Annotated in this window: 20 protein-coding genes; 8 read left to right on the top strand and 12 right to left on the bottom strand. The window is 73.3% G+C overall.

The features are described 5' to 3' along the window. Positions 1-258 precede the first annotated feature (258 nt). The 3 genes from E5082_RS01430 to E5082_RS01420 all read right to left on the bottom strand — a co-directional run bounded on the left by E5082_RS01430 (position 259) and on the right by E5082_RS01420 (position 2,767). Entirely contained in the window at positions 259-1,155 is an 897-nt protein-coding gene (locus tag E5082_RS01430; RefSeq protein ID WP_135789464.1) for an XRE family transcriptional regulator, read from the bottom strand. Positions 1,156-1,458: 303 nt separating this feature from the next. Then, positions 1,459-1,923, bottom strand: coding sequence for a DUF3017 domain-containing protein (locus E5082_RS01425; protein WP_135789463.1), 465 nt, complete (start codon positions 1,921-1,923; stop codon positions 1,459-1,461). After that, entirely contained in the window at positions 1,913-2,767 is an 855-nt protein-coding gene (locus E5082_RS01420) for a bifunctional methylenetetrahydrofolate dehydrogenase/methenyltetrahydrofolate cyclohydrolase (RefSeq protein ID WP_135789462.1), read from the bottom strand. The genes E5082_RS01425 and E5082_RS01420 overlap by 11 nt, the downstream gene beginning before the upstream one ends. 262 nt (positions 2,768-3,029) lie before the next feature. On the opposite strand from E5082_RS01420, the gene E5082_RS01415 reads away from it, so the two are divergent. Then, the gene (locus E5082_RS01415) at positions 3,030-3,626 is read left to right on the top strand and encodes an RDD family protein (protein WP_135789461.1); all 597 of its coding nucleotides are present in this window, start codon (positions 3,030-3,032) and stop codon (positions 3,624-3,626) included. 70 nt (positions 3,627-3,696) lie between these two features. Here E5082_RS01415 and purH read toward each other — a convergent pair whose 3' ends face one another. Both purH and purN read right to left on the bottom strand, forming a co-directional pair. Further along, positions 3,697-5,268 (bottom strand): bifunctional phosphoribosylaminoimidazolecarboxamide formyltransferase/IMP cyclohydrolase, encoded by a 1,572-nt coding sequence (purH, locus tag E5082_RS01410; protein WP_135789460.1) that lies wholly within the window; start codon positions 5,266-5,268, stop codon positions 3,697-3,699. Further along, positions 5,265-5,903 (bottom strand): phosphoribosylglycinamide formyltransferase, encoded by a 639-nt coding sequence (gene purN, locus E5082_RS01405; RefSeq protein WP_135789459.1) that lies wholly within the window; start codon positions 5,901-5,903, stop codon positions 5,265-5,267. The genes purH and purN overlap by 4 nt, the downstream gene beginning before the upstream one ends. Positions 5,904-6,173: 270 nt before the next feature. Here purN and E5082_RS01400 point away from each other — a divergent pair, with 270 nt between their 5' ends. Beyond that, positions 6,174-6,941, top strand: a complete 768-nt coding sequence (locus E5082_RS01400) for a hypothetical protein (protein WP_135789458.1) — start codon at positions 6,174-6,176, stop codon at positions 6,939-6,941. 233 nt (positions 6,942-7,174) lie between these two features. On the opposite strand, the gene E5082_RS01395 is transcribed toward E5082_RS01400, so the two are convergent. Further along, positions 7,175-8,779 carry a cell division protein PerM gene (locus E5082_RS01395; RefSeq protein WP_373310118.1) on the bottom strand — a complete coding sequence of 535 codons (1,605 nt, stop codon included), beginning with the start codon at positions 8,777-8,779 and terminating at the stop codon, positions 7,175-7,177. A 129-nt stretch (positions 8,780-8,908) separates the two neighbouring features. Between E5082_RS01395 and E5082_RS01390 the strand changes: the two genes are divergently transcribed. Continuing rightward, positions 8,909-9,727 carry a sigma factor-like helix-turn-helix DNA-binding protein gene (locus tag E5082_RS01390; RefSeq protein ID WP_135789457.1) on the top strand — a complete coding sequence of 273 codons (819 nt, stop codon included), beginning with the start codon at positions 8,909-8,911 and terminating at the stop codon, positions 9,725-9,727. Between the two features lie 84 nt (positions 9,728-9,811). On the opposite strand, the gene sucD is transcribed toward E5082_RS01390, so the two are convergent. The 5 genes from sucD to E5082_RS01365 all read right to left on the bottom strand — a co-directional run bounded on the left by sucD (position 9,812) and on the right by E5082_RS01365 (position 16,816). Beyond that, positions 9,812-10,696: a succinate--CoA ligase subunit alpha gene (gene sucD / locus E5082_RS01385; RefSeq protein ID WP_030811903.1), complete on the bottom strand. Its 885-nt coding sequence runs from the start codon at positions 10,694-10,696 to the stop codon at positions 9,812-9,814. A gap of 28 nt (positions 10,697-10,724) precedes the next feature. Further along, positions 10,725-11,906: an ADP-forming succinate--CoA ligase subunit beta gene (gene sucC, locus E5082_RS01380; protein WP_086693394.1), complete on the bottom strand. Its 1,182-nt coding sequence runs from the start codon at positions 11,904-11,906 to the stop codon at positions 10,725-10,727. 265 nt (positions 11,907-12,171) lie between these two features. Further along, positions 12,172-13,350 carry a VWA domain-containing protein gene (locus E5082_RS01375; protein ID WP_135789456.1) on the bottom strand — a complete coding sequence of 393 codons (1,179 nt, stop codon included), beginning with the start codon at positions 13,348-13,350 and terminating at the stop codon, positions 12,172-12,174. Further along, positions 13,347-15,689 (bottom strand): DUF5682 family protein, encoded by a 2,343-nt coding sequence (locus E5082_RS01370; RefSeq protein ID WP_167513960.1) that lies wholly within the window; start codon positions 15,687-15,689, stop codon positions 13,347-13,349. The genes E5082_RS01375 and E5082_RS01370 overlap by 4 nt, the downstream gene beginning before the upstream one ends. Continuing rightward, positions 15,686-16,816 carry an ATP-binding protein gene (locus E5082_RS01365; RefSeq protein ID WP_135789455.1) on the bottom strand — a complete coding sequence of 377 codons (1,131 nt, stop codon included), beginning with the start codon at positions 16,814-16,816 and terminating at the stop codon, positions 15,686-15,688. Before E5082_RS01365 ends, E5082_RS01370 begins: the two co-directional genes overlap by 4 nt. Positions 16,817-16,948: 132 nt before the next feature. Here E5082_RS01365 and E5082_RS01360 point away from each other — a divergent pair, with 132 nt between their 5' ends. Together E5082_RS01360 and E5082_RS01355 are read left to right on the top strand one after the other, a co-directional pair. Continuing rightward, entirely contained in the window at positions 16,949-18,304 is a 1,356-nt protein-coding gene (locus E5082_RS01360) for an SWIM zinc finger family protein (RefSeq protein WP_135789454.1), read from the top strand. 41 nt (positions 18,305-18,345) lie between these two features. Continuing rightward, complete coding sequence (locus E5082_RS01355; protein ID WP_135789453.1) at positions 18,346-19,947, top strand: DUF5691 domain-containing protein; 1,602 nt, start codon at positions 18,346-18,348, stop codon at positions 19,945-19,947. A 6-nt stretch (positions 19,948-19,953) separates the two neighbouring features. Here E5082_RS01355 and icmB read toward each other — a convergent pair whose 3' ends face one another. Further along, positions 19,954-20,373 (bottom strand): coenzyme B12-dependent isobutyryl CoA mutase small subunit, encoded by a 420-nt coding sequence (icmB, locus tag E5082_RS01350; protein WP_086696301.1) that lies wholly within the window; start codon positions 20,371-20,373, stop codon positions 19,954-19,956. 237 nt (positions 20,374-20,610) lie between these two features. Here icmB and E5082_RS01345 point away from each other — a divergent pair, with 237 nt between their 5' ends. The 3 genes from E5082_RS01345 (at position 20,611) to E5082_RS01335 (ending at position 23,722) form a co-directional block, all read left to right on the top strand. After that, complete coding sequence (locus E5082_RS01345) at positions 20,611-21,465, top strand: esterase/lipase family protein (RefSeq protein WP_135789452.1); 855 nt, start codon at positions 20,611-20,613, stop codon at positions 21,463-21,465. A 47-nt stretch (positions 21,466-21,512) separates the two neighbouring features. After that, positions 21,513-22,082 carry an SMI1/KNR4 family protein gene (locus tag E5082_RS01340; RefSeq protein ID WP_135789451.1) on the top strand — a complete coding sequence of 190 codons (570 nt, stop codon included), beginning with the start codon at positions 21,513-21,515 and terminating at the stop codon, positions 22,080-22,082. Positions 22,083-22,273: 191 nt separating this feature from the next. Continuing rightward, positions 22,274-23,722: a M23 family metallopeptidase gene (locus E5082_RS01335; protein ID WP_135789450.1), complete on the top strand. Its 1,449-nt coding sequence runs from the start codon at positions 22,274-22,276 to the stop codon at positions 23,720-23,722. Positions 23,723-23,773 lie beyond the last annotated feature (51 nt).

Below are 23,773 nucleotides of genomic sequence, written 5' to 3'. Positions count from 1 at the left end.
CGATCTCTTGGCGTCAAGAGAGATCACCGGTCAGGCTATCGCGCATCCGGCATGCCGGACGTCCGGGGCCCTGTGGCCCGCCCCACAGCCCGGCTCCGCGGGCCCGCACGGCCGCACACGGCAGCGGCCGCCCGTCCGGGAGAGGAGGACGAAGGCGGCCGCCGATGGGGGTACCGGCTCGCCGGACTCCCGTGGGGGGGTACTTGTCCGGGTGCCCCGGTGCGGGCGTTCCATGCGTGCCGCACCGGAGAACTCCGCCTACTTGGTGCACCCGGTCCGCCCCGACGCCAGGACCACGCACGCCTCGGCCTCGCCCGCGCGGCCGACGGCGACCATCGGGGTGTACGTGTACGTCTCCCCGGCCACGGCGTCGCCCCGCCGGGTCTCGCCGCCCGCCGTGACACGCACCCGGTCGCCCGGTGCGGCGCCGGTGATCCGGCCCCAGGCGGCGCCGCACGTCCTGCTGTAGCGGACCTCCAGGGTGGCCGCGCCGACGGTGGCGGTCCTGGCGGTGGTCACCAGGTCGCCGCTGCACCCCATGGCCTCGGCGTCCTTGCCGGTGCAGCCGACGCCCACGCACTTGACGCCGGGCGGCAGACCGGCGGCACTGGTGGCGGCCGGCGAGGGCGACGTGGCGGCTTCCCGTGCGCCCTCGCCGTCACCCCGGCCGGTGAGCAGGAAGACGGTGCCGAGGACGACGAGTACGGCCACGGCGCCCGCCAGGAAGAACAGGACGCGGCGCCTGCCCGCCGGGGGCTCGGCGGAAGGCGGGGGCGCCGGCGGGGCGTCGACCGTCGTCGTCCCGGCGCCGCCGCCGAAGGCGCCCAGCTCCGTGCGGGCCCGCGTGATCCGGATCTGCTCCATCGTGCGGTCGTGCCGCAACTCCGCCCGGCTCCAGGCGCGTTCGGCCAGCTCCCACATGGTGGTGAGGTGCACCGGGCTGGTGCCGGTGACCTCGGCGAGGGCGACTACGGCCCCCTTGGGCGCGAGCAGGCGCCCGTTCAGATACCGCTCCCAGGACGTCCTGCTGTATCCGGTGCGGTCGGCCAGCGTGGCGACGCTCAGGCCGCCCTGGTCCACGAGCCGCCGCAACTGACGGGTGAACTCCCCGATCTGCGGGTCGAGTTCCTCCGGCAGCGCCTTCCAACGAGCCATGGCCCGCTCCCCCCTCGTTCCTCCCCCGGCGGGCACCGCGACGCCTCCCCGCGTCACGCCACCGCCCCCGCTCCACGGTAGCCCGCGAGAGGGGGGTGATCGGAACGTATCCGGCGAACTGCCCTTGTTACGGCACCGATTGACCGGATGTGGCAGGACGCGGACACGATGGCGGAACGGTCACCTCCGTGCCACAGCGCACGGCAGGACATTGCCCGGCACCCACCCGGCCCGCCAGGGTGAAGTCCCGGCGGCTCGCCCCTGATCGGGGGTGGGGGCGAGCCACCGGCCTTGCCCGCAGCGCTAGTTGGCCACCGTGAAGTGCAGGGTGTCCTTCAGGAACGGGATCTGCAGCAGGGGTTCGGGCTGGGCCATCAGGGCCAGCAGGACGATGGCGAGACCCAGCACCCCGTAGGTCACGATGTCCGTGAAGCGGGAGCGGACGGCCAGCATGCCGACGCCGGGCAGTGTCCAGCGCATCGCGGCGCCCGCCAGCAGGGCCGCGCCGATCAGCAGGAGCCCGGCGCGGGTCACGTCGAAGGCGACCAGCAGCAGGCCGAGCGCGACGGCGCAGAGCACGACCAGCACCGGCCACTGCCGGGCCGGCGCCGGAGCGTCGCCGCTCGCGGCCCGGCCGCCGCCCTCGGGACGCGCGGTGTCCTTGGTGAACAGCGGGAAGCGGCGGGTGATGCGCCGGGTGCGCCCCTGCGCGTCGGGAGCGCTGATCGCGTCCCGCACCTGCGGCTCCCCGGACTCGTCAGCCGGCACGCCGCTCCGCCGCCTCCACGACGTTGACCAGGAGCTGGGCACGGGTCATCGGGCCGACCCCGCCGGGGTTCGGGGAGATCCACCCGGCGACCTCGGCGACGTCCGGGTGGACATCGCCGACGATCTTGCCCTCGGCGTTGCGGGAGACGCCGACGTCCAGCACGGCCGCGCCCGGCTTGATGTCCTCGGCGCGGATCAGGTGCGGGGCACCGGCGGCCGAGACGACGATGTCGGCACGCTTGAGGTGGTGGGCGAGGTCACGGGTGCCGGTGTGGCACTGGGTGACGGTGGCGTTCTCGCTGCGCCGGGTGAGCAGCAGCGGCATCGAGCGTCCGATGGTCACACCGCGGCCGACGACCACGACCTCGGCGCCCTTGGTCTCCACGCCGTACTGACGCAGCAGGGTGAGCACGCCGTTGGGGGTGCAGGGCAGTGGGGCGGGCTCGTTGAGGACCAGGCGGCCGAGGTTCATCGGGTGGAGGCCGTCGGCGTCCTTCTCCGGGTCCATCAGCTCCAGGATGCGGTTCTCGTCGATGCCCTTGGGCAGCGGGAGCTGGACGATGTAGCCGGTGCAGTCGGGGTCCTCGTTCAGCTCGCGGACGACCGCCTCGATCTCCTCCTGCGTGGCCGTGGCGGGGAGTTCGCGCTGGATGGAGGCGATGCCGACCTGGGCGCAGTCGCGGTGCTTGCCCGCGACGTACTTCTGGCTGCCGGGGTCCTCACCGACCAGGACGGTGCCGAGGCCGGGCGTGATTCCCTTCTCCTTCAGCGCCGCCACGCGGGCGGTCAGATCGGACTTGATCGCGGCTGCGGTGGCCTTGCCATCGAGAATCTGGGCGGTCATGCCCCCATCCTCGCGGATGACGGCCCCCCTGTTCCAATCCGGTCCGCGTGGGCTCCGCCACCGTCGCGTCCCAGATGTCCTCCGTTGATCGTTGATGTTGCACTTGCACAACACCTCGCGAATGCGGCTGGACAACGCGTGACGGCTCCACAACCATGAACGGCGCATACATCGCGGTCCGGTGGGGGGCATACCGCTCAGATCTTGACGTTCCTCCGTGCTGTCCGCGTCGTTCCCGCAGTACCAACGGAGGAATCCAGCCATGAGTTTCGGCTCGCCCCAGAACCCGTACGGTCAGCCGCAGGACCCCCAGCAGGGGTACGGGCAGCCGCAGCAGCCCGGTTACCCGCAGGCGCCGCAGGGCGTGCCCCCGCAGCCCGGTTACGGCTACCCGCAGGCGCCCCCGGTCCCCCAGCAGGCCGGTTACGGCTACCCGCAGCAGCCGGGTTACGGCTACCAGCAGCCGCAGTACGCGAACTGGGGCCAGCGATTCCTCAGCAGGCTGATCGACACCATCCTCTACATGGTGGTCTACCTGCCGCTCGTGCTCATCGGGGCGAAGGCGAACATCCCGGCGCTCTCGCTCGTCGGCTTCCTCTTCATGATCGCCTTCCTGGTCTACCAGGTCGTCCAGGAGGGCAAGACGGGCCAGACGATCGGCAAGAAGGTCGTCGGTACCCGCACGCTGAAGGAGGACACCGGCCAGCCGCTCGGCGGCGGCATGGCGTTCGTCCGCCAGCTCGCGCACTTCATCGACGGCCTGCCGTGCTACCTGGGCTACCTGTGGCCGGCGTGGGACTCCAAGCGCCAGACCTTCGCGGACAAGATCTGCGGCTCGATCGTGATCCGTACCAAGTAAGCAGGCGGTACCGAGGCGGCCGCCCGCTCCCCTTCCGCGAGGGGAACGGGCGGCCGCTTCGCGCGTCCGCTCAGTGGAAGAAGTGCCGCGTGCCCGTGAAGTACATGGTCACGCCCGCCTCCCTGGCGGCCTCCACGACCTGCTCGTCCCGGATCGAGCCGCCCGGCTGCACGATGGCCCGCACCCCGGCGTCGATCAGGATCTGCGGTCCGTCGGGGAAGGGGAAGAACGCGTCGGAGGCCGCGAAGGCACCCCGCGCCCGCTCCTCGCCCGCCCGCTCGACGGCCAGCTTGCAGGAGTCGACGCGGTTGACCTGGCCCATGCCGACGCCGACCGAGGCGCCGTCCTTGGCCAGCAGGATCGCGTTGGACTTCACCGCACGGCACGCCCGCCAGGCGAACGCCAGCTCGGCCAGCTCGGCCGGGGAGAGCGCGTCGCCGCTGGCCAGCGTCCAGTTGGCCGGGTCGTCACCGTCGGCCTGGAGGCGGTCGGCCTCCTGGACCAGCACCCCGCCGTCGACCGGCTTGATCTCGACGGTGGCGGCGGGACCCTGCGGGGCCCTGAGCACCCGGATGTTCTTCTTCCGGGCGAGGGCCTCCAGCGCGCCCTCCTCGTAGTCCGGCGCCACGATGACCTCGGTGAAGATCTCCGCGACCTGCTCGGCCATCTCCTTGCTGACCGGCCGGTTCACCGCGATGACCCCGCCGAACGCCGACAGCGGGTCACAGGCGTGCGCCTTGCGGTGCGCCTCGGCCACGTCCGCGCCGACCGCGATGCCGCACGGGTTGGCGTGCTTGATGATCGCCACACAGGGCTCGTCGTGGTCGTAGGCGGCCCGGCGGGCGGCGTCGGTGTCGGTGTAGTTGTTGTACGACATCTCCTTGCCGTGCAGCTGCTCGGCCTGCGCGAGACCCTCGGCGCCCGGCTCCACGTACAGCGCGGCCGGCTGGTGCGGGTTCTCGCCGTAGCGCAGGGTGTGCGCGCGGTCCCAGGTGCCGCCGAGGAAGTCGGGGAACGGGGAGTCGTCGACCGGGGCGTACTCGGAGGCGAACCAGTCGGCCACCGCCACGTCGTAGGCGGCGGTGTGCCGGAACGCCTCGGCGGCGAGCCGCTTGCGGGCGGCGAGGTCGAAGCCGCCCTGCTGGGCGGCGGCGGCCACGTCGGCGTACCGCTCGGGGCTGGTGACCACGGCGACCGAGGGGTGGTTCTTGGCGGCGGCGCGGACCATGGAGGGGCCGCCGATGTCGATCTGCTCCACGCACTCGTCGGGCGAGGCGCCGGAGGCGACGGTCTCCCGGAACGGGTACAGGTTGACCACGACGAGGTCGAACGGCGTGACGCCCAGCTCGGCGAGCTGCTCGCGGTGGCTGTCCAGGCGCAGGTCGGCGAGGATGCCCGCGTGCACCTTGGGGTGCAGGGTCTTGACCCGGCCGTCCAGGCACTCGGGGAAGCCGGTCAGCTCCTCGACCTTGGTGACGGGGACGCCCGCGGCGGCGATACGGGCCGCGGTGGAGCCGGTGGAGACCAGCTCCACCCCGGCCTCGTGCAGCCCGCGCGCGAGGTCTTCCAGACCGGTCTTGTCGTAGACGCTGACGAGCGCCCGGCGAATGGGCCGCTTGGTGCTCTCGGCGGTGGCGGTCACGGGATAACTACCTTTCGTCCCTCTATGCGATGGCCGTTGCGGGCGAGCCGCCCCACGACCTCGACGAGCAGCCTTCGCTCGACGTCCTTGATGCGCTCGTGCAGCGCGCTCTCGTCGTCCTCGTCCCGGATCTCCACCACGCCCTGCGCGATGATCGGCCCGGTGTCGACGCCGTCGTCGACGAAGTGGACGGTGCAGCCGGTGACCTTGGCGCCGTACGCCAGCGCGTCGCGCACGCCGTGGGCCCCCGGGAAGCTCGGCAGCAGGGCCGGGTGGGTGTTGACGAACCGGCCGCCGAAGCGGGCCAGGAACTCCTTGCCCACGATCTTCATGAAGCCGGCCGAGATCACGAGGTCGGGCTCGTGCGCGGCGACCGCCTCGGCGAGCGCCGCGTCCCACTCCTCGCGGCTCGGGTGGTCCTTCACCCGGCACACGAAGGTGGGCAGCCCGGCGCGCTCGGCGCGGGCCAGCCCCTCGATGCCGTCGCGGTCGGCCCCCACGGCGACGATCCGCGCGCCGTACGTCTCGGCTCCGACGCGCTCGATCTCGTCCAGCAGGGCCTGGAGGTTGGTGCCGGAACCGGAGACCAGTACGACGAGTCGCCGGGCCGCTGGACCGGCGGGGGTGGCGGCCACGATGGGGCCCTTTCTCGGGACGGCGGTGGGTCGCGGCCGGCGTTTGTAGGGTTCTACGAATGCTTCGCGTCCCGCCATACGGGGAAGTCTACGAAGCGGCCGGCCGCCAGCAACGATACCGGCACTCCGGACGGCCCCCACGGGACGGGGGCGTGGCCGGAAGGTAGCGTTCGGGACGAGCCGGCTCGGGAACGCGGCCGTCGTGCGGCGCGTTCACGGGATGACGGCTCATGCCGGACTTCGAATGACCTAGGGGAAGACGCTCCTTTGATGCCCGATCGCAGCCCGCGACTGCTCACGTTCCCGCCGCTGACCGGCCAGGAGGGCGAGCGTGGCGTTGTCCTGCTGCGGGAGCGGCCGACCTCGCCGCCCCAGACACCCTCCGGCGGCCGCGGCGACGACGACCGGGGCGGTGACCAGAAGGACGACAACCCGTACGCGCCCCCGCCCGAGGACCGTCCCGACCAGCCGTGGCGCCCGCGTCACCCCGAGGGCCAGGAAGGTCACGAGGGTTCCGGGGACTCGCGCTGGGGCAGCCAGTGGAGCGACCGCCAGCCCGGCCGCGCCCCCGGCGGCTTCGGCGAGCGCCCCGGCGCGGGGCCGGAGGGCCAGGGCGGCGGCGGTGCGAGCAAGCAGCGCTGGGACCCGACCGACCCGGCCCAGCGCCGGGCCCGTTACGCCCTGCTGTCCGGCATGTGGGCCGTCTTCTTCGTCCTCCTCGGCTGGCCCTACGTCGCCCTCCTCCTCGGCGCCCTCGCCCTCTACTGGGGCGGCAGCTCCCTGCGCGCCAAGCCCCGTACCCCCTCGCCGGACGAACCCCGGCCGGCCGGCGCCCGCCCCCAGGTCACCGCGGCCGTCACCGGCATGATCACCGCCGGCCTGGCCCTCGTCCTGGTCGCCGCGGTCTTCACCGTCCAGCTGGTGTACCGCGACTACTACACGTGCGTGAACGACGCTCTGACCCAGCAGTCGAAGCAGTCCTGCGACCAGCTCCTGCCGCAGCATCTGCGGGGGGTCCTGGGGTCGGCCAACTCGTAGAGGTCCGCTCGGGGGGCGGGGTCCGCTGCCTGCGGGGCGCTCGTCGGACATGCGGCGGCCTCGGGGGCGGGCGGTTCTGGAGCGCCGGTGATGTCCTCGGCGGTGGGCTGGTACGGGAGGGTCCCGGTCGGATCCGGGGGTGTCCGGCGGCCGGAACAGGGCGTGGGCGGTGGACCCGGTGGCTGTTCGGCGGCCCCGCCCTTGCACCCCGTGGGCCCTTGAGCGACGGCGCGTCAGGCCGAGGGGTTCGGCTCGGCCGGGTCCGGGGTGGCTTCCGGGGCCCGGGTCAGGGCCTCGGCCGGCTCGGGAGTGCGGGGTGCGGCTACCGAGTCCGGGGCCTCCTCGCGCTCGGGTGACGTCGGGTCGCCGGGGGACGGGGCCTCGGGTTCGCTCCGGTCCCCGGGTTCGCTCCGGTCCGGGGTCCGGGGCGCGGGGGCCGCTTCCGGGGTGTCCGATTCCAGGAAGTCGTAGAGGTCCTCCTGCTCCGGCTCCGGGGTGGGGCCGGGGAGCCGCGGGGCTCCCTCCGCCGCGCGGGGCGCCTTGGCTGCCGTCGGCCCGGTGCGCTTCTTTGTGCGGCGGGACGGCAGAACGCCTGCGCGCCGGAGGGTGTGGAGGCGCCAGGCTCTCGCCGTGAGGGTTACCGGGGTGCCCGGGAGGAGGAGCCAGAGGGCGGCCGCCGGGCCGGTTCGCCAGGCCACGGGGCCGAAACGGGAGAGGGCCGAGGTGCCCAGGGGGCCGCCGGACAGCTCGGCGAGGAGGGCGAGGGCGACGGCGCAGAGCAGGGCGGCCAGGGCCAGGACGCCGACGCTTCGTCCGGCCGACCAGTACAGCCAGGGGCGGCCCCGTCTCACGGCGGCCGCTGCCACGAACCAGCCCGCCGTCACCCCGGCCGCCACCGGCACCAGGGCGGCCGCCCAGTTCAGCGGCGTACCGGCACCCACGTCGGGGACGGCCGCGAGCAGCGGGAACGGGGGCAGCAGCGGGGCCGGGTCCGAGGCGAGGGGATGCACCATGTGCCCGGCGCCGAGCGCGAATCCGGGGCCGAGCGCGTAGGAAGCCGACCAGAGCGCCGCGTTGGGGACCAGCGTGACGGCGAGCAGCAGCACCGTGAGCCGCCCGGTCCACCCCTGGGTGAGCTGGGTGAACGCCAGCCGGGCGATGTCCCCGTGCCAGACGAGGGACGCGCCGAGCAGCAGCGCCCCGCCCCCGGTGAGCGCGGCCGTGGCCGCTCCGGCCGCGCGGGCCGCCGTACCGATCGCGTCCCCCCGTACCCAGTGCGGCAGCCGGGACGACACCGGCGGGTGCGGCCGCCCGGCGCCCGCCCAGACACCGACCCCCGCGGCGCCGCCGGCGAGGAGCGGCAGACACACCGTCACCCAGTGCCACTCGGGACGGGGTTCACCCCCGGAGGCGTACAGTGCGGCAGCCGCCCCCACGCCGAGGTACCCGAGCACGACCCCCGTCCACGCCGTACGCGCGGGAACCGGCGGCGGGCCGCCGGGCTCGTCGGACGCGTCCGTGGCGTCCCGCGCGGCCCGGTACACCAGCCACACCGGCAGGGCGAGCAGCAGCAACGGGGTCAGCCCGACCGGCTGGGGCGCCCCGGACAGCGTCTCGGTGCGGACCAGTTCGACCCCGTGCGCCAGCAGCCACAGCGCGGCCGCGACATGCAGCGCACCGCCGGGCCCGCTGTCCGGGTAGGGCGAACTGACCCACAGCACCATCACCAGCGCCGCGCACCCGCCGAGCCCGAGCCCGGCCGCGAGCGCACCGCCCGCCAGCGCGGACCCGAGGCCGGGTGAACGGTCGCGCAACCGGGACCGCAGGGACGACGACATGCGACGGAGTGTCAGCGGCATCACGCCCGCCATGCTCCCAACGACACGCGCTTTCCCGGCGTAACAGGCGAACCTCCGTAGTGTCGCCCAATATATGCTTATGTGCCTTTTCACACAGAGGGGTGAGCCGTGACGCAGAGAACCGCACCCTCCCTGACCCCTGATCAGGCGTTCGACGCGCTCTACGCGTTCTGCGCCCCCGCCCTGGTCCGGCAGACCTATCTGCTCACCGGGCGGCGGGAGTTGGCCCGCGAGGCGGTGGAGCGGGCGTTCCAGGCGGCCTGGCAGCGCTGGCCCGAGGTGGCCCGCGACCGCGACCCGGGCGGCTGGGTCCGGGCAACGGCGTACGAGTACGCCCTCTCCCCCTGGCACGGCTTCCGCCCCCGCTACCGCACCCCCGAGCCCCTGCCCGCCGACCCGGACGCCCGCGCCCTGCTGAACGCGCTGCTCCGCCTCCCGCCCTCCTACCGCCGCACTCTCGTGCTGTACGACGGCGTCGGCCTCGACCTGCCCGAGACGGCGGCCGAGACCGAGGCGAGCACCCCGGCTGCGGCGGGCCGCCTGACCCGCGCCCGGGAGGCCGTCGCCGCCCAGGTGCCGGAGCTGGCCGACCCGGCCACCCTGCACCGGCGCCTGATGGAACTCGCCTCCACGGAACGGCTCCGCGCCGACGCCCCGACCACCGTCCGCACCTCGGGCGAGCGCCGCAACGCCTTCTGGACCCGCGCCGCCATCGCCTTCACCGTCGCCGTCATCGGCGCGACCGGCCTCACCCTGCGCACGGCACCCACCCACTACGAGGCGCCCATTCCTCCTGCCCAGGCCGTACGCGGAGTCCCCCCGGCCCCCGCCCTCGGCCCGCTCTCACCGACCGAACGCACCCTGCGCGCCAAGCTGCGCGGGGAGGCGGGCAACGGCCCGGAACGGCTGGCACCTACACCCGGCTGACACCCGGTGTGCGGAAAACAGCGGCGGGCCCGCCCCCGCAAAGGGGACGGGCCCGCCGGCGTGCTGCCCGAAAGGGGCCGAGCGTCAGGCGCTCAGGATCTCCCGCGCCAGCTTGGCCGTCTCGGTCGGGGTCTTGCCGACCTTGACGCCCGCGGCCTCGAGGGCCTCCTTCTTCGCCTGGGCGGTGCCGGACGAACCGGAGACGATCGCGCCGGCGTGGCCCATCGTCTTGCCCTCGGGCGCGGTGAAGCCCGCGACGTAGCCGACGACCGGCTTGGTCACGTTGTCCTTGATGAACGCGGCCGCGCGCTCCTCGGCGTCGCCACCGATCTCACCGATCATCACGATCAGATCGGTGTCGGGGTCGTCCTGGAACGCGGCCAGGGCGTCGATGTGCGTGGTGCCGATGATCGGGTCGCCACCGATGCCGACGGCGGTCGAGAAGCCCAGGTCACGCAGCTCGTACATCATCTGGTACGTCAGCGTGCCGGACTTCGAGACCAGACCGATGCGGCCCGGCTTGGTGATGTCGCCCGGGATGATGCCGACGTTGGACTGGCCCGGCGTGATGATGCCGGGGCAGTTCGGGCCGATGATCCGGGTCTTGTTGCCCTTCTTGCCGGCGTACGCCCAGAAGGCGGCCGTGTCGTGCACGGCGATGCCCTCGGTGATCACGACGGCCAGCGGGATCTCGGCGTCGATCGCCTCGACGACGGCGTCCTTGGTGAACTTCTCCGGCACGAAGATGACGGAGACGTTGGCGCCGGTCTTCTCGATGGCCTCCTTGACGGTCCCGAAGACGGGTACCTCGGTGCCGTCGAAGTCCACGGTCTGACCCGCCTTGCGCGGGTTGACGCCGCCCACGACCTCGGTGCCGTCACCCAGCATGAGCTTGGTGTGCTTCATGCCGGTGGCGCCGGTCATGCCCTGGACGATGACCTTGCTGTCCTTGTTGAGCCAGATAGCCATGGTGTGTTGGTGTCCTCGTCCTGAGTGCTTACTTTGCGGCGTGGGCCAGCTCGGCGGCCTTGTCGGCCGCGCCGTCCATGGTGTCGACGCGCTGGACCAGCGGGTGGTCGGCGTCGGTGAGGATCTTGCGGCCCAGCTCGGCGTTGTTGCCGTCGAGGCGGACGACGAGCGGCTTCTCGACCTTCTCGCCGCGCTCCTCGAGGAGCTTCAGCGCCTGGACGATGCCGTTGGCGACCTCGTCGCAGGCGGTGATGCCGCCGAAGACGTTGACGAACACGGACTTGACGTCCGGGTCGCCCAGAATGATCTCCAGGCCGTTCGCCATGACCTGGGCGGAGGCGCCGCCACCGATGTCCAGGAAGTTGGCGGGCTTCACGTTGCCGTGCTTCTCACCGGCGTACGCGACGACGTCCAGGGTGCTCATGACGAGACCAGCGCCGTTGCCGATGATGCCGACCTGGCCGTCGAGCTTGACGTAGTTGAGGCCCTTCGCCTTGGCGGCGGCCTCGAGCGGGTTGGCCGCTTCCTTGTCGTGCAGCTCTTCGTACTCGGGGTGACGGAACTCGGCGTTCTCGTCGAGCGACACCTTGCCGTCCAGGGCCAGGACGTCGCCGGAGGCGACCTTCGCCAGCGGGTTGACCTCGACGAGGAGGGCGTCCGACTTGATGAAGGTGTCCCACAGCTTGATGAGGACGTTCGCGACCTTGTCCGCGACCTCGGCCGGGAACTTGGCGGCCTCGACGATCTCGCGGGCCTTGGCCTCGTCCACGCCGTCGATGGCGTCGATCGGCGTCTTGGCGACGGCCTCGGGGCGGGTGGCCGCCACCTCCTCGATCTCCATGCCGCCCTCGACGGAGGCGATGGAGAGGAAGGTGCGGTTGGCACGGTCGAGGAGGAAGGAGACGTAGTACTCCTCGACGATCTCCGGAGCGGTCTCGGCGATCATCACCTTGTGGACCGTGTGGCCCTTGATGTCCATGCCGAGGATGTCCGTCGCACGGGCGACGGCCTCGTCCGGGGTGGCGGCGAGCTTGACGCCGCCGGCCTTGCCACGACCACCGACCTTCACCTGCGCCTTGACGACGGACTTGCCGCCCAGACGCTCGGTGATCTCGCGCGCCGCCTCAGGCGTGTCGATGACTTCACCGGCCAGCACCGGTACATCGTGCTTGGCGAAGAGGTCCCTCGCCTGGTACTCGAACAGGTCCACGCGCTTCCGTCCCTATCAGTGATCTCGCGGTCGTTGGATGCGTGGGCGTGCCGCGAAGGGCAACGTGACGTCCGCTTGTCACAAGGGGTGCGCACACGGTGTCCGAGCGCGCGGCATGTCCGTCTCGCAGGTTATCCCTGCTTGCCGGGGGCCCCTAAATCGCGGGTCACACCCGAGCGGTGATACCTGTCACATGATGCCGTTTTCCCTGACACACCGTGCCTCACGGGGTGCACTTGTTCGACCGATACCCCCCTCCAGCTTGTCATGCGGTGTCCGGTATGGGCAGCGGGCGCTTCTCGATCGCGGCGGCCATCACCTCCGGGAAGAGGTCCGGGGTGCAGGCGAACGCCGGGGCGCCGAGCGCGGCCAGTGCGGCCGCGTGCTCCCGGTCGTAGGCGGGCGCCCCCTCGTCGGAGAGCGCGAGCAGGGTCACGAACTGCACGCCGGACGCCTTCATCGCCGCGACCCGCTTCAGCATCTCGTCCCGGATGCCGCCCTCGTACAGGTCGCTGATCAGTACGACCACCGTCTCGGCGGGCCGGGTGATCTTCGACTGGCAGTAGGCGAGCGCCCGGTTGATGTCGGTGCCGCCGCCGAGCTGGGTGCCGAAGAGCACGTCCACCGGGTCGTCGAGCTGGTCGGTGAGGTCGACGACGGAGGTGTCGAAGACGACCATGCGCGTGCTGATCGACCGCATCGAGGCGAGCACCGCCCCGAACACCGACGCGTAGACCACGGACGCGGCCATCGAGCCGGACTGGTCGATGCAGAGGATCACCTCCTTCTTCACCGACTGCGCGGCCCGCCCGTACCCGATGAGCCGCTCCGGCACGATCGTCCGGTACTCCGGCAGGTAGTGCTTGAGGTTGGCCGCGATCGTGCGGTTCCAGTCGATGTCGTGGTGGCGCGGCCGGCTGACGCGGGCGCTGCGGTCCAGGGCGCCGGTGAGGGTGGCACGGGTGCGGGTCGCCAGCCGCTTCTCCAGGTCCTCGACCACCTTGCGCACGACCGCCCGCGCGGTCTCCTTGGTGGTCTCCGGCATCGCCTTGTTCAGCGAGAGCAGGGTGCCGACCAGGTGGACGTCGGCCTCCACCGCCTCCAGCATCTCCGGCTCCAGCAACAGCGCGGCCAGCCCGAGCCGGTCGATGGCGTCGCGCTGCATGACCTGCACCACGGAGGAGGGGAAGTAGGTGCGGATGTCCCCGAGCCAGCGCGCCACGGAGGGCGCCGAACCGCCGAGTCCCGCCGAACGCTCCCGCCCGGCCGTGCTCCTGCCCGCCTTGTCGCCCCGGCCGTAGAGCGCGGTCAGGGTGCCGTCCATCGCCGCGTCCCGGCCGGTCAGCGTGACTCCTGTGCCGTCCGCCTGGTCCCCGCCGAGCACCAGTCGCCACCGGCGCAGCCGCTCGGCGTCGCCGTCGAGTCGTGTCGTGCCGTTCGTCATGCCCCCACCCCCGCGAGGTCGTCGTCCGTCGATTGCGCCTGTTCCGGTGCGAGGCCGAGCAGCAGACGCAGCACCGGCAGCACGGCGTCCGCGCGTCCGGCATCGGGTTCCGGCGCGAAGCCGGACGAGGTCGCCGGGTGGCCTGCGGCCCCGGCACCGCCGCCCGGACCGCGCCGGACCAGCTCGCCGAGCGTGCGGCGCACACCGGGCTCGTACGCCGAGAAGGTGCGCCGCAGCAGCGGCAGCACGTCGGTGAACGCGTCGGCGGGTACGGAGGTCAGCCAGGCGTCGACCAGGCCGAGCAGTCGCTCGTCGTGCACCAGCAGCAGCCCTCCCCCGCCACCTCCGACGAACCCCTCGACCCACGCGGCGGCGTCACCCGGCAAAATCCCCGGCGACAGGGCCAGCCCCATGAGCCGGGCCACGTCGTCGGCCTCCAGCACCCCGTCGTCCAGCAGCAGCCGCACCGCCCGGCCCCGGAGCAGCCCCGGCACGGTGTCCCGCTGGGACAGCGTGCGCAGCACCGCCCGCCAGCGGGGCCGCAGGCCGTCGTGCCCGGTGAGCGTCTCGGCGAGCAGCCCGACCGCGCCGTGCACGGCGTCGACGTGGCCCCGCATCTCCTGGGCGGCGTCGGTGTCCAGCGTGGTGCAGGCGGGCGGGAGCCCGATGAAGACACGCTCCGCGAGAGCGGCGGCGACATCGGCCAGCGCACCGGTGTCGGTGCCGCGCACGTCGCCGTAGCGCAGCGAGCGGACCAGAGCGGGGAGCGCCTGGGCGAGGTGGCTCACGTCGGTGTCGAGCGCCGCGCGGTCGGCGAGCACCCGCATCACCACGGGCAGCGCGTCCGGCAGCCCGGCCAGCAGGCACTGCTCGGCCAGCGCGGTCACATCGGCCAGGGCCCGCGCGCCGGCCGCGTCCGCCTCGGCCTTGGCGGTGGCCGCGCCCAGCACGGTCGTGCCCCACACCCCGGCCTCGGCGATGCGCACCGACAGCTCCGGCTCCCAGCGCAGCCGCCAGGTCTCCCGGAAGGTGCCCGTGCTCCCGCGCGAGCGGGCCGGTTCGCCCCAGCCGACGCCGAGCAGTCGCAGCCGGTGCAGCAGCCGGCCGCGCGCGGCGTCGGTGTCCTTGCGCAGGTCCAGCTCCAGCTCGCGCTCCAGCGCCTCCGGCTTGAGCCGCAGCCGGCGCTGCTCACGGGCGAGGTCCCGCTGCAGGGGCACCGCGGGCGCGGACTCCGGGACCTCGCCCAGTACGTCCCCGACCACCAGCCGGTCGTACACCAGGGACAGCGGGACGTCCGAGCCCTCGCACAGCACCGCGCGCACGGCGTCCGTGGTCTCGGTGAGGCCGGCCAGGGGACGGCCGCGCATCACGGCGAGGGTGTCGGCCAGCCGGACCGCCTCGATGACATGGGCGGAGGACACGATCCGGTCCTCCTCGCGCAGCAGCCCGGCGACCTTGGTGAGCCACCGCTCCACCGGCCGGTCCGGCGCGCCGAACAGGTGGGCGTACCAGCCCGGCGAGTCGATCCCGGCGCCGTACCCGCTGGACCGGGCCAGCCTGCGGTGGGTCCAGGGCACCCAGGTCAAATCGGTCTTGAGCTTGGGCAGTCCCTTGAGGAGCGCCCGGTCGGCGGTGACGGTGGCCTTCGCGCGGAGGGCGGGCACGTGCCAGGCGCCACAGACCACGGCCACCTCGTCCCCGAACTCCCTGCGGGCGGCGCGGATCTGGAGCCGCATGTACGCCTCGCGCACGCGATCGCGCGGCCGGCCGCCGTCGCCGTACCGCTCGCGCAGGGCGCCCATGGCGTCCTCCAGCGCGGCGAACGGCGCGAACGGCTCGCTCCGGCCCGGACCCCGGTGCTCCACGGCGTCCTCCCACCAGCGCTCGGGGTCGTCGTACCCGGCGGCCTCGGCCAGGGCGGCGAGCGGGTCCACGCGCGCGTGCTCGGCTTCTTCCTCCGGGTCGCCGTCGCCCGTGTCCTCCTCCCATGCCAGCGAATGGGTGGCGGGCAGGTCGATGAAACGGGCCGGGACGCCCCGCTCGACGGCCCATCGGATCGCCACCCACTCCGGGCTGAACTCCGCCATCGGCCAGAACGCCGACCGGCCGGGCTCGTCCACCGCGTGGGCGAGCAGCGCGACCGGCGGACGCAGGCCGGGGTCGGCGGCCAGCGGGATCAGCGGGTCGGCCTCGGGCGGGCCCTCGATGAGGACCGCGGCGGGCGCGGCGGCGTCCAGCGCGGCCCGCACCGCCCGCGCGGAGCCCGGCCCGTGGTGCCGGACGCCCAGCAGCAGCGGGCCCGTCTCGAACGCCCCGGCCGGGGGCGGGGCCTCGCTCACGCGCTCACCTCCCGGCAGGCCCGGTAGAAGTCCGTCCAGCCGTCGCGCTCGCGCACGACCGTCTCCAGGTACTCCTGCCAGACGACCCGGTCGGCGGCCGGGTCGCGCACCACGGCACCGAGGATGCCCGCGGCCACGTCCCCGGCGCGCAGCACGCCGTCGCCGAAGTGGGCGGCCAGGGCGAGGCCGTTGGTGACGACGGAGATCGCCTCCGCCGTGGACAGGGTGCCGCTCGGCGACTTCAGCTTGGTGCGGCCGTCGGTGGTCACGCCGTCGCGCAGCTCGCGGAAGACGGTGACGACACGGCGGATCTCGTCCAGCCCCTCGGGCGCCCGGGGCAGGTCGAGCGAGCGGCCCATCTGGTCGACCCGGCGGCTGACGATGTCGACCTCGGCGTCCGCGCTCTCCGGCAGCGGCAGCACCACGGTGTTGAAGCGGCGGCGCAGCGCGCTGGAGAGGTCGTTGACGCCCCGGTCGCGGTCGTTGGCGGTGGCGATGAGGTTGAAGCCGCGCACGGCCTGCACCTCCTCGCCCAGCTCCGGGATCGGCAGGGTCTTCTCGGACAGGATCGTGATCAGTGTGTCCTGTACGTCGGCCGGTATCCGGGTCAGCTCCTCGACCCGCGCCGTCATCCCCTCGGACATGGCCCGCATGACGGGACTGGGCACCAGGGCGTCCCGGCTCGGGCCGTGGGCGAGCAGGCGGGCGTAGTTCCAGCCGTACCGGATCGCCTCCTCCGGGGTGCCGGCGGTGCCCTGCACCAGCAGGGTGGAGTCGCCGCTGACGGCGGCCGCGAGATGCTCCGACACCCAGGTCTTGGCCGTGCCGGGCACACCCAGCAGGAGCAGGGCGCGGTCGGTGGCCAGCGTGGTGACGGCGACCTCGACGATCCGGCGCGGGCCCACGTACTTGGGTGTGATCACGGTGCCGTCGGCCAGCGTGCCGCCGAGCAGATACGTGGCGACCGCCCACGGCGACAGCTTCCAGCGCTCCGGCCGCGGCCGGTCGTCCTGCGCGGCGAGCGCGGTGAGTTCGGCGGCGAAGGCGTCTTCGGCGTGCGGTCGCAACGCCTGCGGCGCCTGGCTCGGGATCGGTTCGACATTCGTGGGTTCCATGGACACAGTCATGGCTGAGGCCCCCTCCAGCTCGGCCGTGGGTCATCTGGCATCCACCATGCAGCACCCCACTGACAATCGCCCTGACCTGCGCCGACGTACTTACATGACCGATTGTCAGTGGGGCGTTCTAACGTCGTTGGCATGACTCAGCAGGGGGTGCGCCGGACCGCGGAGCAGGTGCTGGACCTGGCGCCTGACGCGTCGTCGCGCAAAGCGGGAAGCAAACTGGGTGTGGCGGGGCCGTGGTCCGGTGCGGGCAGCGGCCGGGAGGGGGCGGTGTGGGGGCTGTGCAAGGGCAGCGGCAGCAAGCCGTACCAGACGGTGGTGGACCTGTCGGACCCCGCCGGGCCCGCGTACAAGTGCAGTTGTCCGAGCCGTAAGTTCCCGTGCAAACACGCGCTGGGGCTGCTGCTGCTCTGGGCCGGGGACGAGGGCGAGGTGCCCGAGTCGGAGGCGGTGCCGGACTGGGCGGAGCAGTGGCTCGCGGGCCGGCGCGGGCGGGCGGAGACCAGGAAGACGCAGACCGCGGCGGGGTCGGCGGCCGATCCCGAGGCCGCGCGGAAGCGCGCGGAGCGCCGGGACCAGCGGGTCACCGCGGGCGCGACCGAGCTGGAGCGCCGCCTCGCCGACCTGCTCCGCGACGGCCTGGCCTCGGCCGAGCGCGCGGGGTACGGGCTCTGGGAGGAGACGGCGGCCCGCATGGTCGACGCCCAGGCACCGGGACTCGCCTCGCGCGTAAGGGAGTTGGGAGCCATACCGGCGTCCGGTACGGGCTGGCCGGCCCGACTGCTGGAGGAGTGCGCCCTGCTCCATCTGCTCGACCAGGGCTGGCTGCACCGCGACCTGCTCCCGGACGCCCTCACGGCCACCGTCCGCACCCGCCTCGGCCTGCCCACCTCGGCGGACGGACCACCGGTGCGCGACCACTGGCAGGTGCTGGCGCAGTACGACACGGCCGACGCCAAGCTGACGACCCGCCGCATCTGGGTCCACGGCGCGGACTCGGGCCGCACCCGCCTGCTCCTCTCCTTCGGCGCGGCGGGCCGGGCGCCCGAACTCTCCCTGCCGGTCGGCCTGTCCCTGGACGCGGACCTGTCCGACTACCCCGGTGCAGGCCAGATCCGGGCCACCCTGGGCGAACGGCACGCCCCGGCGGCACCCGCCGCCTCCCGCCCGCCCGGCACCACGACCGTCCGGGCGCTCACCTCCTACGGCGAGGCCCTCCGCGAGGACCCCTGGCTGGACTCCGTCCCGGTCACCCTGGACGCGGTCATACCCGTGCCGGAGGACACCTCCGGCTCCTGGCACCTGGCCGACGCCGAGTCGGACACCGCCCTGCCGCTCACCCGGTCGTTCCTGGCCCGGCCTGGCCTGTGGCGGCTGGTCGCGCTGGCCGGAGGCGCTCCCCTCACGGTCTTCGGCGAGTGCGGCCACCGAGGCTTCACGCCCCTGACGGCGTGGGCGGAAGGGACGGCCGCGCCGGTGAGCCTGTGCTGACCACCCCGCCCATGTCCACGACCCGCCCGGAAGGGAACCCCATGACCACGGCGCCCACCTGGGACGGCCTCCTCACCACCGCCCTCCTGGGCACCGACCGCCGCGCCCTTCCGGCCGACCCCGCCGGCCGCGAGGCCCCGGCCGCCCTGCTGGACGCCGCCGCCGTGGCGGCCGTGCAGCGCCGGGCCGGCCTGCGCCCCGGACGGGCGGGCACGCGGCCGGAACCCGCCCCCGCCGACACCCGCCCCACCCTGCCGCCCGCAGCGGCCCACCGTCTCACCCTCCTCCTGGCCGACCGCCCCGGCGGAGGCGGCGGCCGCCGGGGCAGCACCCCCGACCTCACCGAACTCCTCCCCCAATGGCTCGCCGTGGCCAACGCACACGGCTACGCGGCACCCCCGCAGTCGGTGCCCGCCCTGCTGGACGCGGCCCGCGCCCGTACCGATCTCCGCCCCGCCGCACTGGAGTTCGCGGGCGCGCGGGCCCTCTGGCTGGCCCGGCTGAACCCGGACTGGCGGTTCGCCCAGCGCTCGGCCTCCGGGAACGCCTCGGCGCTGCCCGGCACGGAGGACGAGGAAGGTGTACGACGGCTGTGGCGGGAGGGCCTGTTCGCGGAACGCGTCGCCCTGCTGACCGCCCTCCGCGCCCGGACCCCGGCCGACGCACGGGAGTTGCTGGCGGAGACCTGGACGCAGGAGCGGGCCGAAGACCGGCTGATGTTCCTGGACTCGCTGCGCGCGGGCCTGTCGGCCGACGACGAGCCCTTCCTGGAGCAGGCGCTCGGCGACCGCAGCCGCAACGTCCGGGCGACGGCGGCCGAGCTGCTGTCCACCCTGCCCTGCTCGGCGCTCGCCGCGCGGATGGCGCAGCGGGCCGCGACCTGCGTCGCCCTGGACCACACCGGCAGCACGGCCGCGATCGTCGTGGAGGCGCCGGCCGCCTGCGACCCGGAGATGGAGCGTGACGGCGTGACCGCCAGACCTCCGGCAGGCCGGGGCGAACGGTCGTGGTGGCTGGGCCAGCTGGTCGAGGCGGCACCGCTGGAAACCTGGCCGGACCGGCTGGGCGGCCGTACCCCGGAGCAGATCGTCGCGCTGCCCGTGACGGACGACTGGCAGGGCGAACTGCACGCCGCCTGGTGCCGGGCGGCCGTACGGCAGCGGGACGCGCGGTGGGCGCGGGCGCTGCTGGGTTCGCCGTCGGCACCCGAGGCGGGCGGGCCGGGCGCGGTGTCGCTGGCGGACCGGGCGAAGCTGCTGGCCGCGCTGGAGGCGGACGAGCGGGCCGCGTGGGTGGCCGGGTTCATAGCCGGACACGGCCTGTCCGAGGCGTTCCAGTTGCTCGGGGTGTGCGCGCTGCCGTGGACGGCGCCGCTGGGCCGCGCGGTCGTGGACGCCCTCGACATCGCGCGGGAGGCAGGCAGTTACCCGTGGAGCTTCAGCGGGGTGATGGGCCTGGCCGAGCGCTGCCTCGACCCGGCAGAGACGGCCCGGCTGGACAGCCTGCTGGCGGTCCCGGACGAGCGGGAGGACGCCTCCCCCGGTGCCGGGGGCTACTGGGCGGAGGCGTTCCAGCGGCTGGCGACCACCCTGCGGCTGCGCGCGGCGATGGTGCGCGAGCTGGCCCCGGACGGCCCGGCCTGAGAAGGCTCAGGAGGAGGAAGCGGGCTGGCGCGCGTTCTCCCGCACCCACTCCACGATGGCCGTGGTGGTCGCACCGGGCGTGAAGATCTGGGCGACACCCTTCTCGCGCAGCGGCGGGATGTCCTCCTCCGGGATGATGCCGCCGCCGAAGACGAGGATGTCGGCCGCGTCACGCTCCTTGAGGAGGTCGATGACGGCCGCGAAGAGCGTGTTGTGGGCGCCCGAGAGGATGGACAGGCCGATAGCGTCGGCGTCCTCCTGGATCGCCGTGGCGACGATCTGCTCGGGCGTCTGGTGCAGGCCGGTGTAGATGACCTCCATACCCGCGTCCCGCAGCGCGCGGGCGATGACCTTGGCCCCGCGATCGTGGCCGTCGAGCCCCGGCTTCGCCACCACCACGCGGATCGGACCGGCTGCCACACCCATCACTGCCTCCATCAAGGGACCACCGTCAAGGACCGCGGAAGCGTCCGCTTCCGTCCCGTACCGACAAGTACCGCACACCTGGCACGTTCCGCCACCTGTCGAAAGTGAACGAACGTTATCCCCAGCATCCCGCAGCGGACTGTTTCACGGCACCCGGCGAGGGGGAAATCACATGGTGGGACATGAGGGCATGCGGGGGACAGAGCCGCCCCCCGCGTGCCGACAGGAGGTCGGCCAATGAAGGTCACCGGGGTACTGCCACTCTTCCTCCCGGTCTGCCGACGTCTGTGGCCCGGCAGACTGGCCTCCGTGTCCGTGACGCTGGTGAAGGCCACCGCGCTGGAGGCCGCGATCCTGGCCGGTCACATGCTGCTGTACCCGACCGGCCTCACCCAGGAGCGCCGTCAGGCCGCCCTTCCCGCGCCGGCGGGCACGGCGAGACTTCCTGTGCCGACCGGTCCGCCGGTCGTGCTGGTACACGGCTTCATCGACAACCGCTCGGTGTTCGTCCTGCTCCGCCGCAGCCTCGCCCAGCACGGCAGGCAGCGGGTGGAATCGCTGAACTACTCCCCCCTGACCTGCGACATCCGTACCGCGGCCGAGCTGCTGGGCCGGCATGTGGAGGAGATCTGCGAGCGCACCGGCAGCACCCAGGTGGACATCGTGGGCCACAGCCTGGGGGGCCTGATCGCCCGGTACTACGCGCAGTGCCTCGGCGGTGACGTCCGGGTGCGCACCGTGGTCACCCTGGGCACCCCGCACTCCGGGACCCGCGCGATACCGCTGGCCAACGCGCACCCGATCGTCCGGCAGATGCGGCCCGACTCGCCGTTGATCCAGGAGCTGGCCCGTCCGGCACCGGGGTGCCGCACCCGCTTCGTCAGTTTCTGGAGCGACCTGGATTCCGTGATGGCCCCCCTGGAGGCGGCCTGCGTCGACCACCCCGACCTGGAGGCCCACAACATCCGCGTCACCGGCATCGGCCACCTCGCTCTCCCGGTCCACCCCACGATCGCCGCCGGCATCCGCGAAGCCCTCGACTCCGAGTCCGCCATGCGCCGCCAGGAGGGCGGCGGCCTCACGGTCGCCTGAGAAACCCGGTCCACAACAGGTCGCCCGCCCTCGTTAGGTTCGGGCCCATGAAGACCTGGGAGCGGACCGCCGTCGAGGCACGCCTGCGGGAGGCCGCGGCGCTCGACGGGGCCATGGAGCGTTTCGGGGCGGATACCCACCGTTACCGATTGCGACCCCCACTCCCGGAGCCGGAGATCCGCGCCTTCGAGACCACCCACGGCATCGAGCTGCCCTCGCCGTACCGCCCCTTCGTCGGCGAGGTGGGCGACGGCCCGGCCGGCCCTGCCCACGGCCTGCTGCCGCTGATCACCCCGCGTCCCGAGGCCGGCGACGACTGGGCGGTGGACGACGAGTGGGCGCGGGACCGGCTCCCCGGCCGCCTGGCCTCCCCGTTCCCCCTGCGCGAGCCCGCGCCCGGCCGCCTCGGCGCGGCCGCCGACAGGCTGACCCGAGGCACCCTCGCACTGGCCGACGAGGGCTGCGGGATGTACGTCCGCCTCGTCCTGAACGGACCGCACGCCGGAGAGATCTGGCTGCTCGACCCCGACTGGGGTGGCTTCACTCCGCTGGAGCGCGACTTCCACGGTTGGTACACGAAGTGGCTGACCGCCCTGTCACAGCCTTCTCAGGTATGACGCAGCGTCACACATTCTCGAACGTTCTTCGAACACAGGGCCAAACTCGCGTTCAGCAAACCCCGAAACACGGCCGAATGCCCGTTTCCCGTCCACATGAAACCAGCGGAAGATTGTCGCGCCCGCATACCGCCGGGTACAGTCGCCGCACTGCTCTGGCAGCCCCTGTTGTCGAGGCGAAAGAGAAGTTGGTGAACGACCGTCACCCGTCGGGGACCATGACCCCGGCTCCGGCTTCCGACGCCTCCACCGCGCACTACGCGCCGTACGGAGCACCGGAAGTCCCGTACGACGACCTCACCACGTACGGCGGTTACGACACCACCGGTTTTCCGGTGGCCGAGGCGGCCTACGCCGCCGACCCGCACCTCGGCGGATACCAGAACGTCCAGCACGCCACGGGCGCGTACGACACGACGCACTGGCAGACCGGCGACGGCGGCCACCTCGCCCACGACCCCTACGCGGCCCAGCAGCACACCGCGTACGACACGGGCGCCTACGACACCACCGCCTGGACCGTCCCCGCGCAGGGCACCCCGGAGGACACCGGCGCCTGGGCGCAGTACGGGCAGCAGGCCGCTCCGGACCCCGCGCAGCAGTGGGACTGGGGGACGCAGACCTTCGACACCGGCGCCTACGACGCCACCCAGTGGAACACCGACGGCACGCCCGAGCACCAGCGGGCCGAGGAGCCGTTCGACCAGCAGGCGACGGCCACCTTCGACCAGGTGACCCACGACCCGTACGGGGACGACGCCGCCTACGCCGAGTACGCGGACCCCCAGCACAACGAACACCCCGACGCCGACGACGAGTTGACCGGCACCGGTGAACTCCCCGCCCTCCTGGACGACCAGGAGGAGGTCATTCCGGCCCCCCGCGCGGGTTCACGTGCCGCGGCCCGCTCCCGGCGCCGCACGCCCGCCAAGCGCTCCGCCCTGCTGACCGTCGCCGTGCCGTCGGCCTGTGTGATGGGCGTGGCCGGTATCGCCGCCGCCTCGGTCGGCGACCTGACCGGTGGGACGCAGGAGGCCGCCGCCTCCGCCGCCGACACGCACACCGTGAAGCCGTCCGTCGCCAACAGCAAGCTCGACACCCAGTTGCGGACCCTGTCCGCCGGAGCCGACGACTTCACCGACCGGGTGAGCCGGACGCAGGAGCGCATCGACCTCAGGGCCCAGCAGGCACTGGAGAAGAAGAAGGCCGCCGCCGAGGCCGCGCTCAAGGAGAGGCTCCGCCCCAAGTTCATGCTCCCGGTGCTCCAGAGGGGCCTCAGCGCCCAGTTCGGGCAGGCGGGCGTCAACTGGATGTCCGTCCACACCGGCATCGACTTCCCCGTGTCGTACGGCACCACCGTGATGGCCGCGACCGACGGTGTCGTCACCACCAAGTGGAACAGCGCCTACGGCAACATGCTGGTCCTCACGGCGAAGGACGGCACGGAGACCTGGTACTGCCACCTCTCCAGTTACCGCGTACCCTCCGGAACCTCGGTCAAGGCCGGCGAACCGATCGCCTACTCCGGCAACTCCGGCAACTCCACCGGCCCCCACCTCCACTTCGAGGTCCGTCCGGCGGGCGGCGCGGCCATCGATCCTCTCCCCTGGCTCCGCAGCCACGGCCTGGACCCGACCTGATCCTCCGCCCCGACATGACCGAGCCCCGCCGTTCTGGCGGGGCTCGCGTCG

Source organism: Streptomyces griseoluteus, from assembly GCF_004784465.1.
Classification (GTDB): Bacteria; Actinomycetota; Actinomycetes; order Streptomycetales; family Streptomycetaceae; genus Streptomyces; species Streptomyces griseoluteus.
Note: the sequence above shows the minus strand (reverse complement) of the source record. Positions and strands in the feature narration are given on the sequence as shown.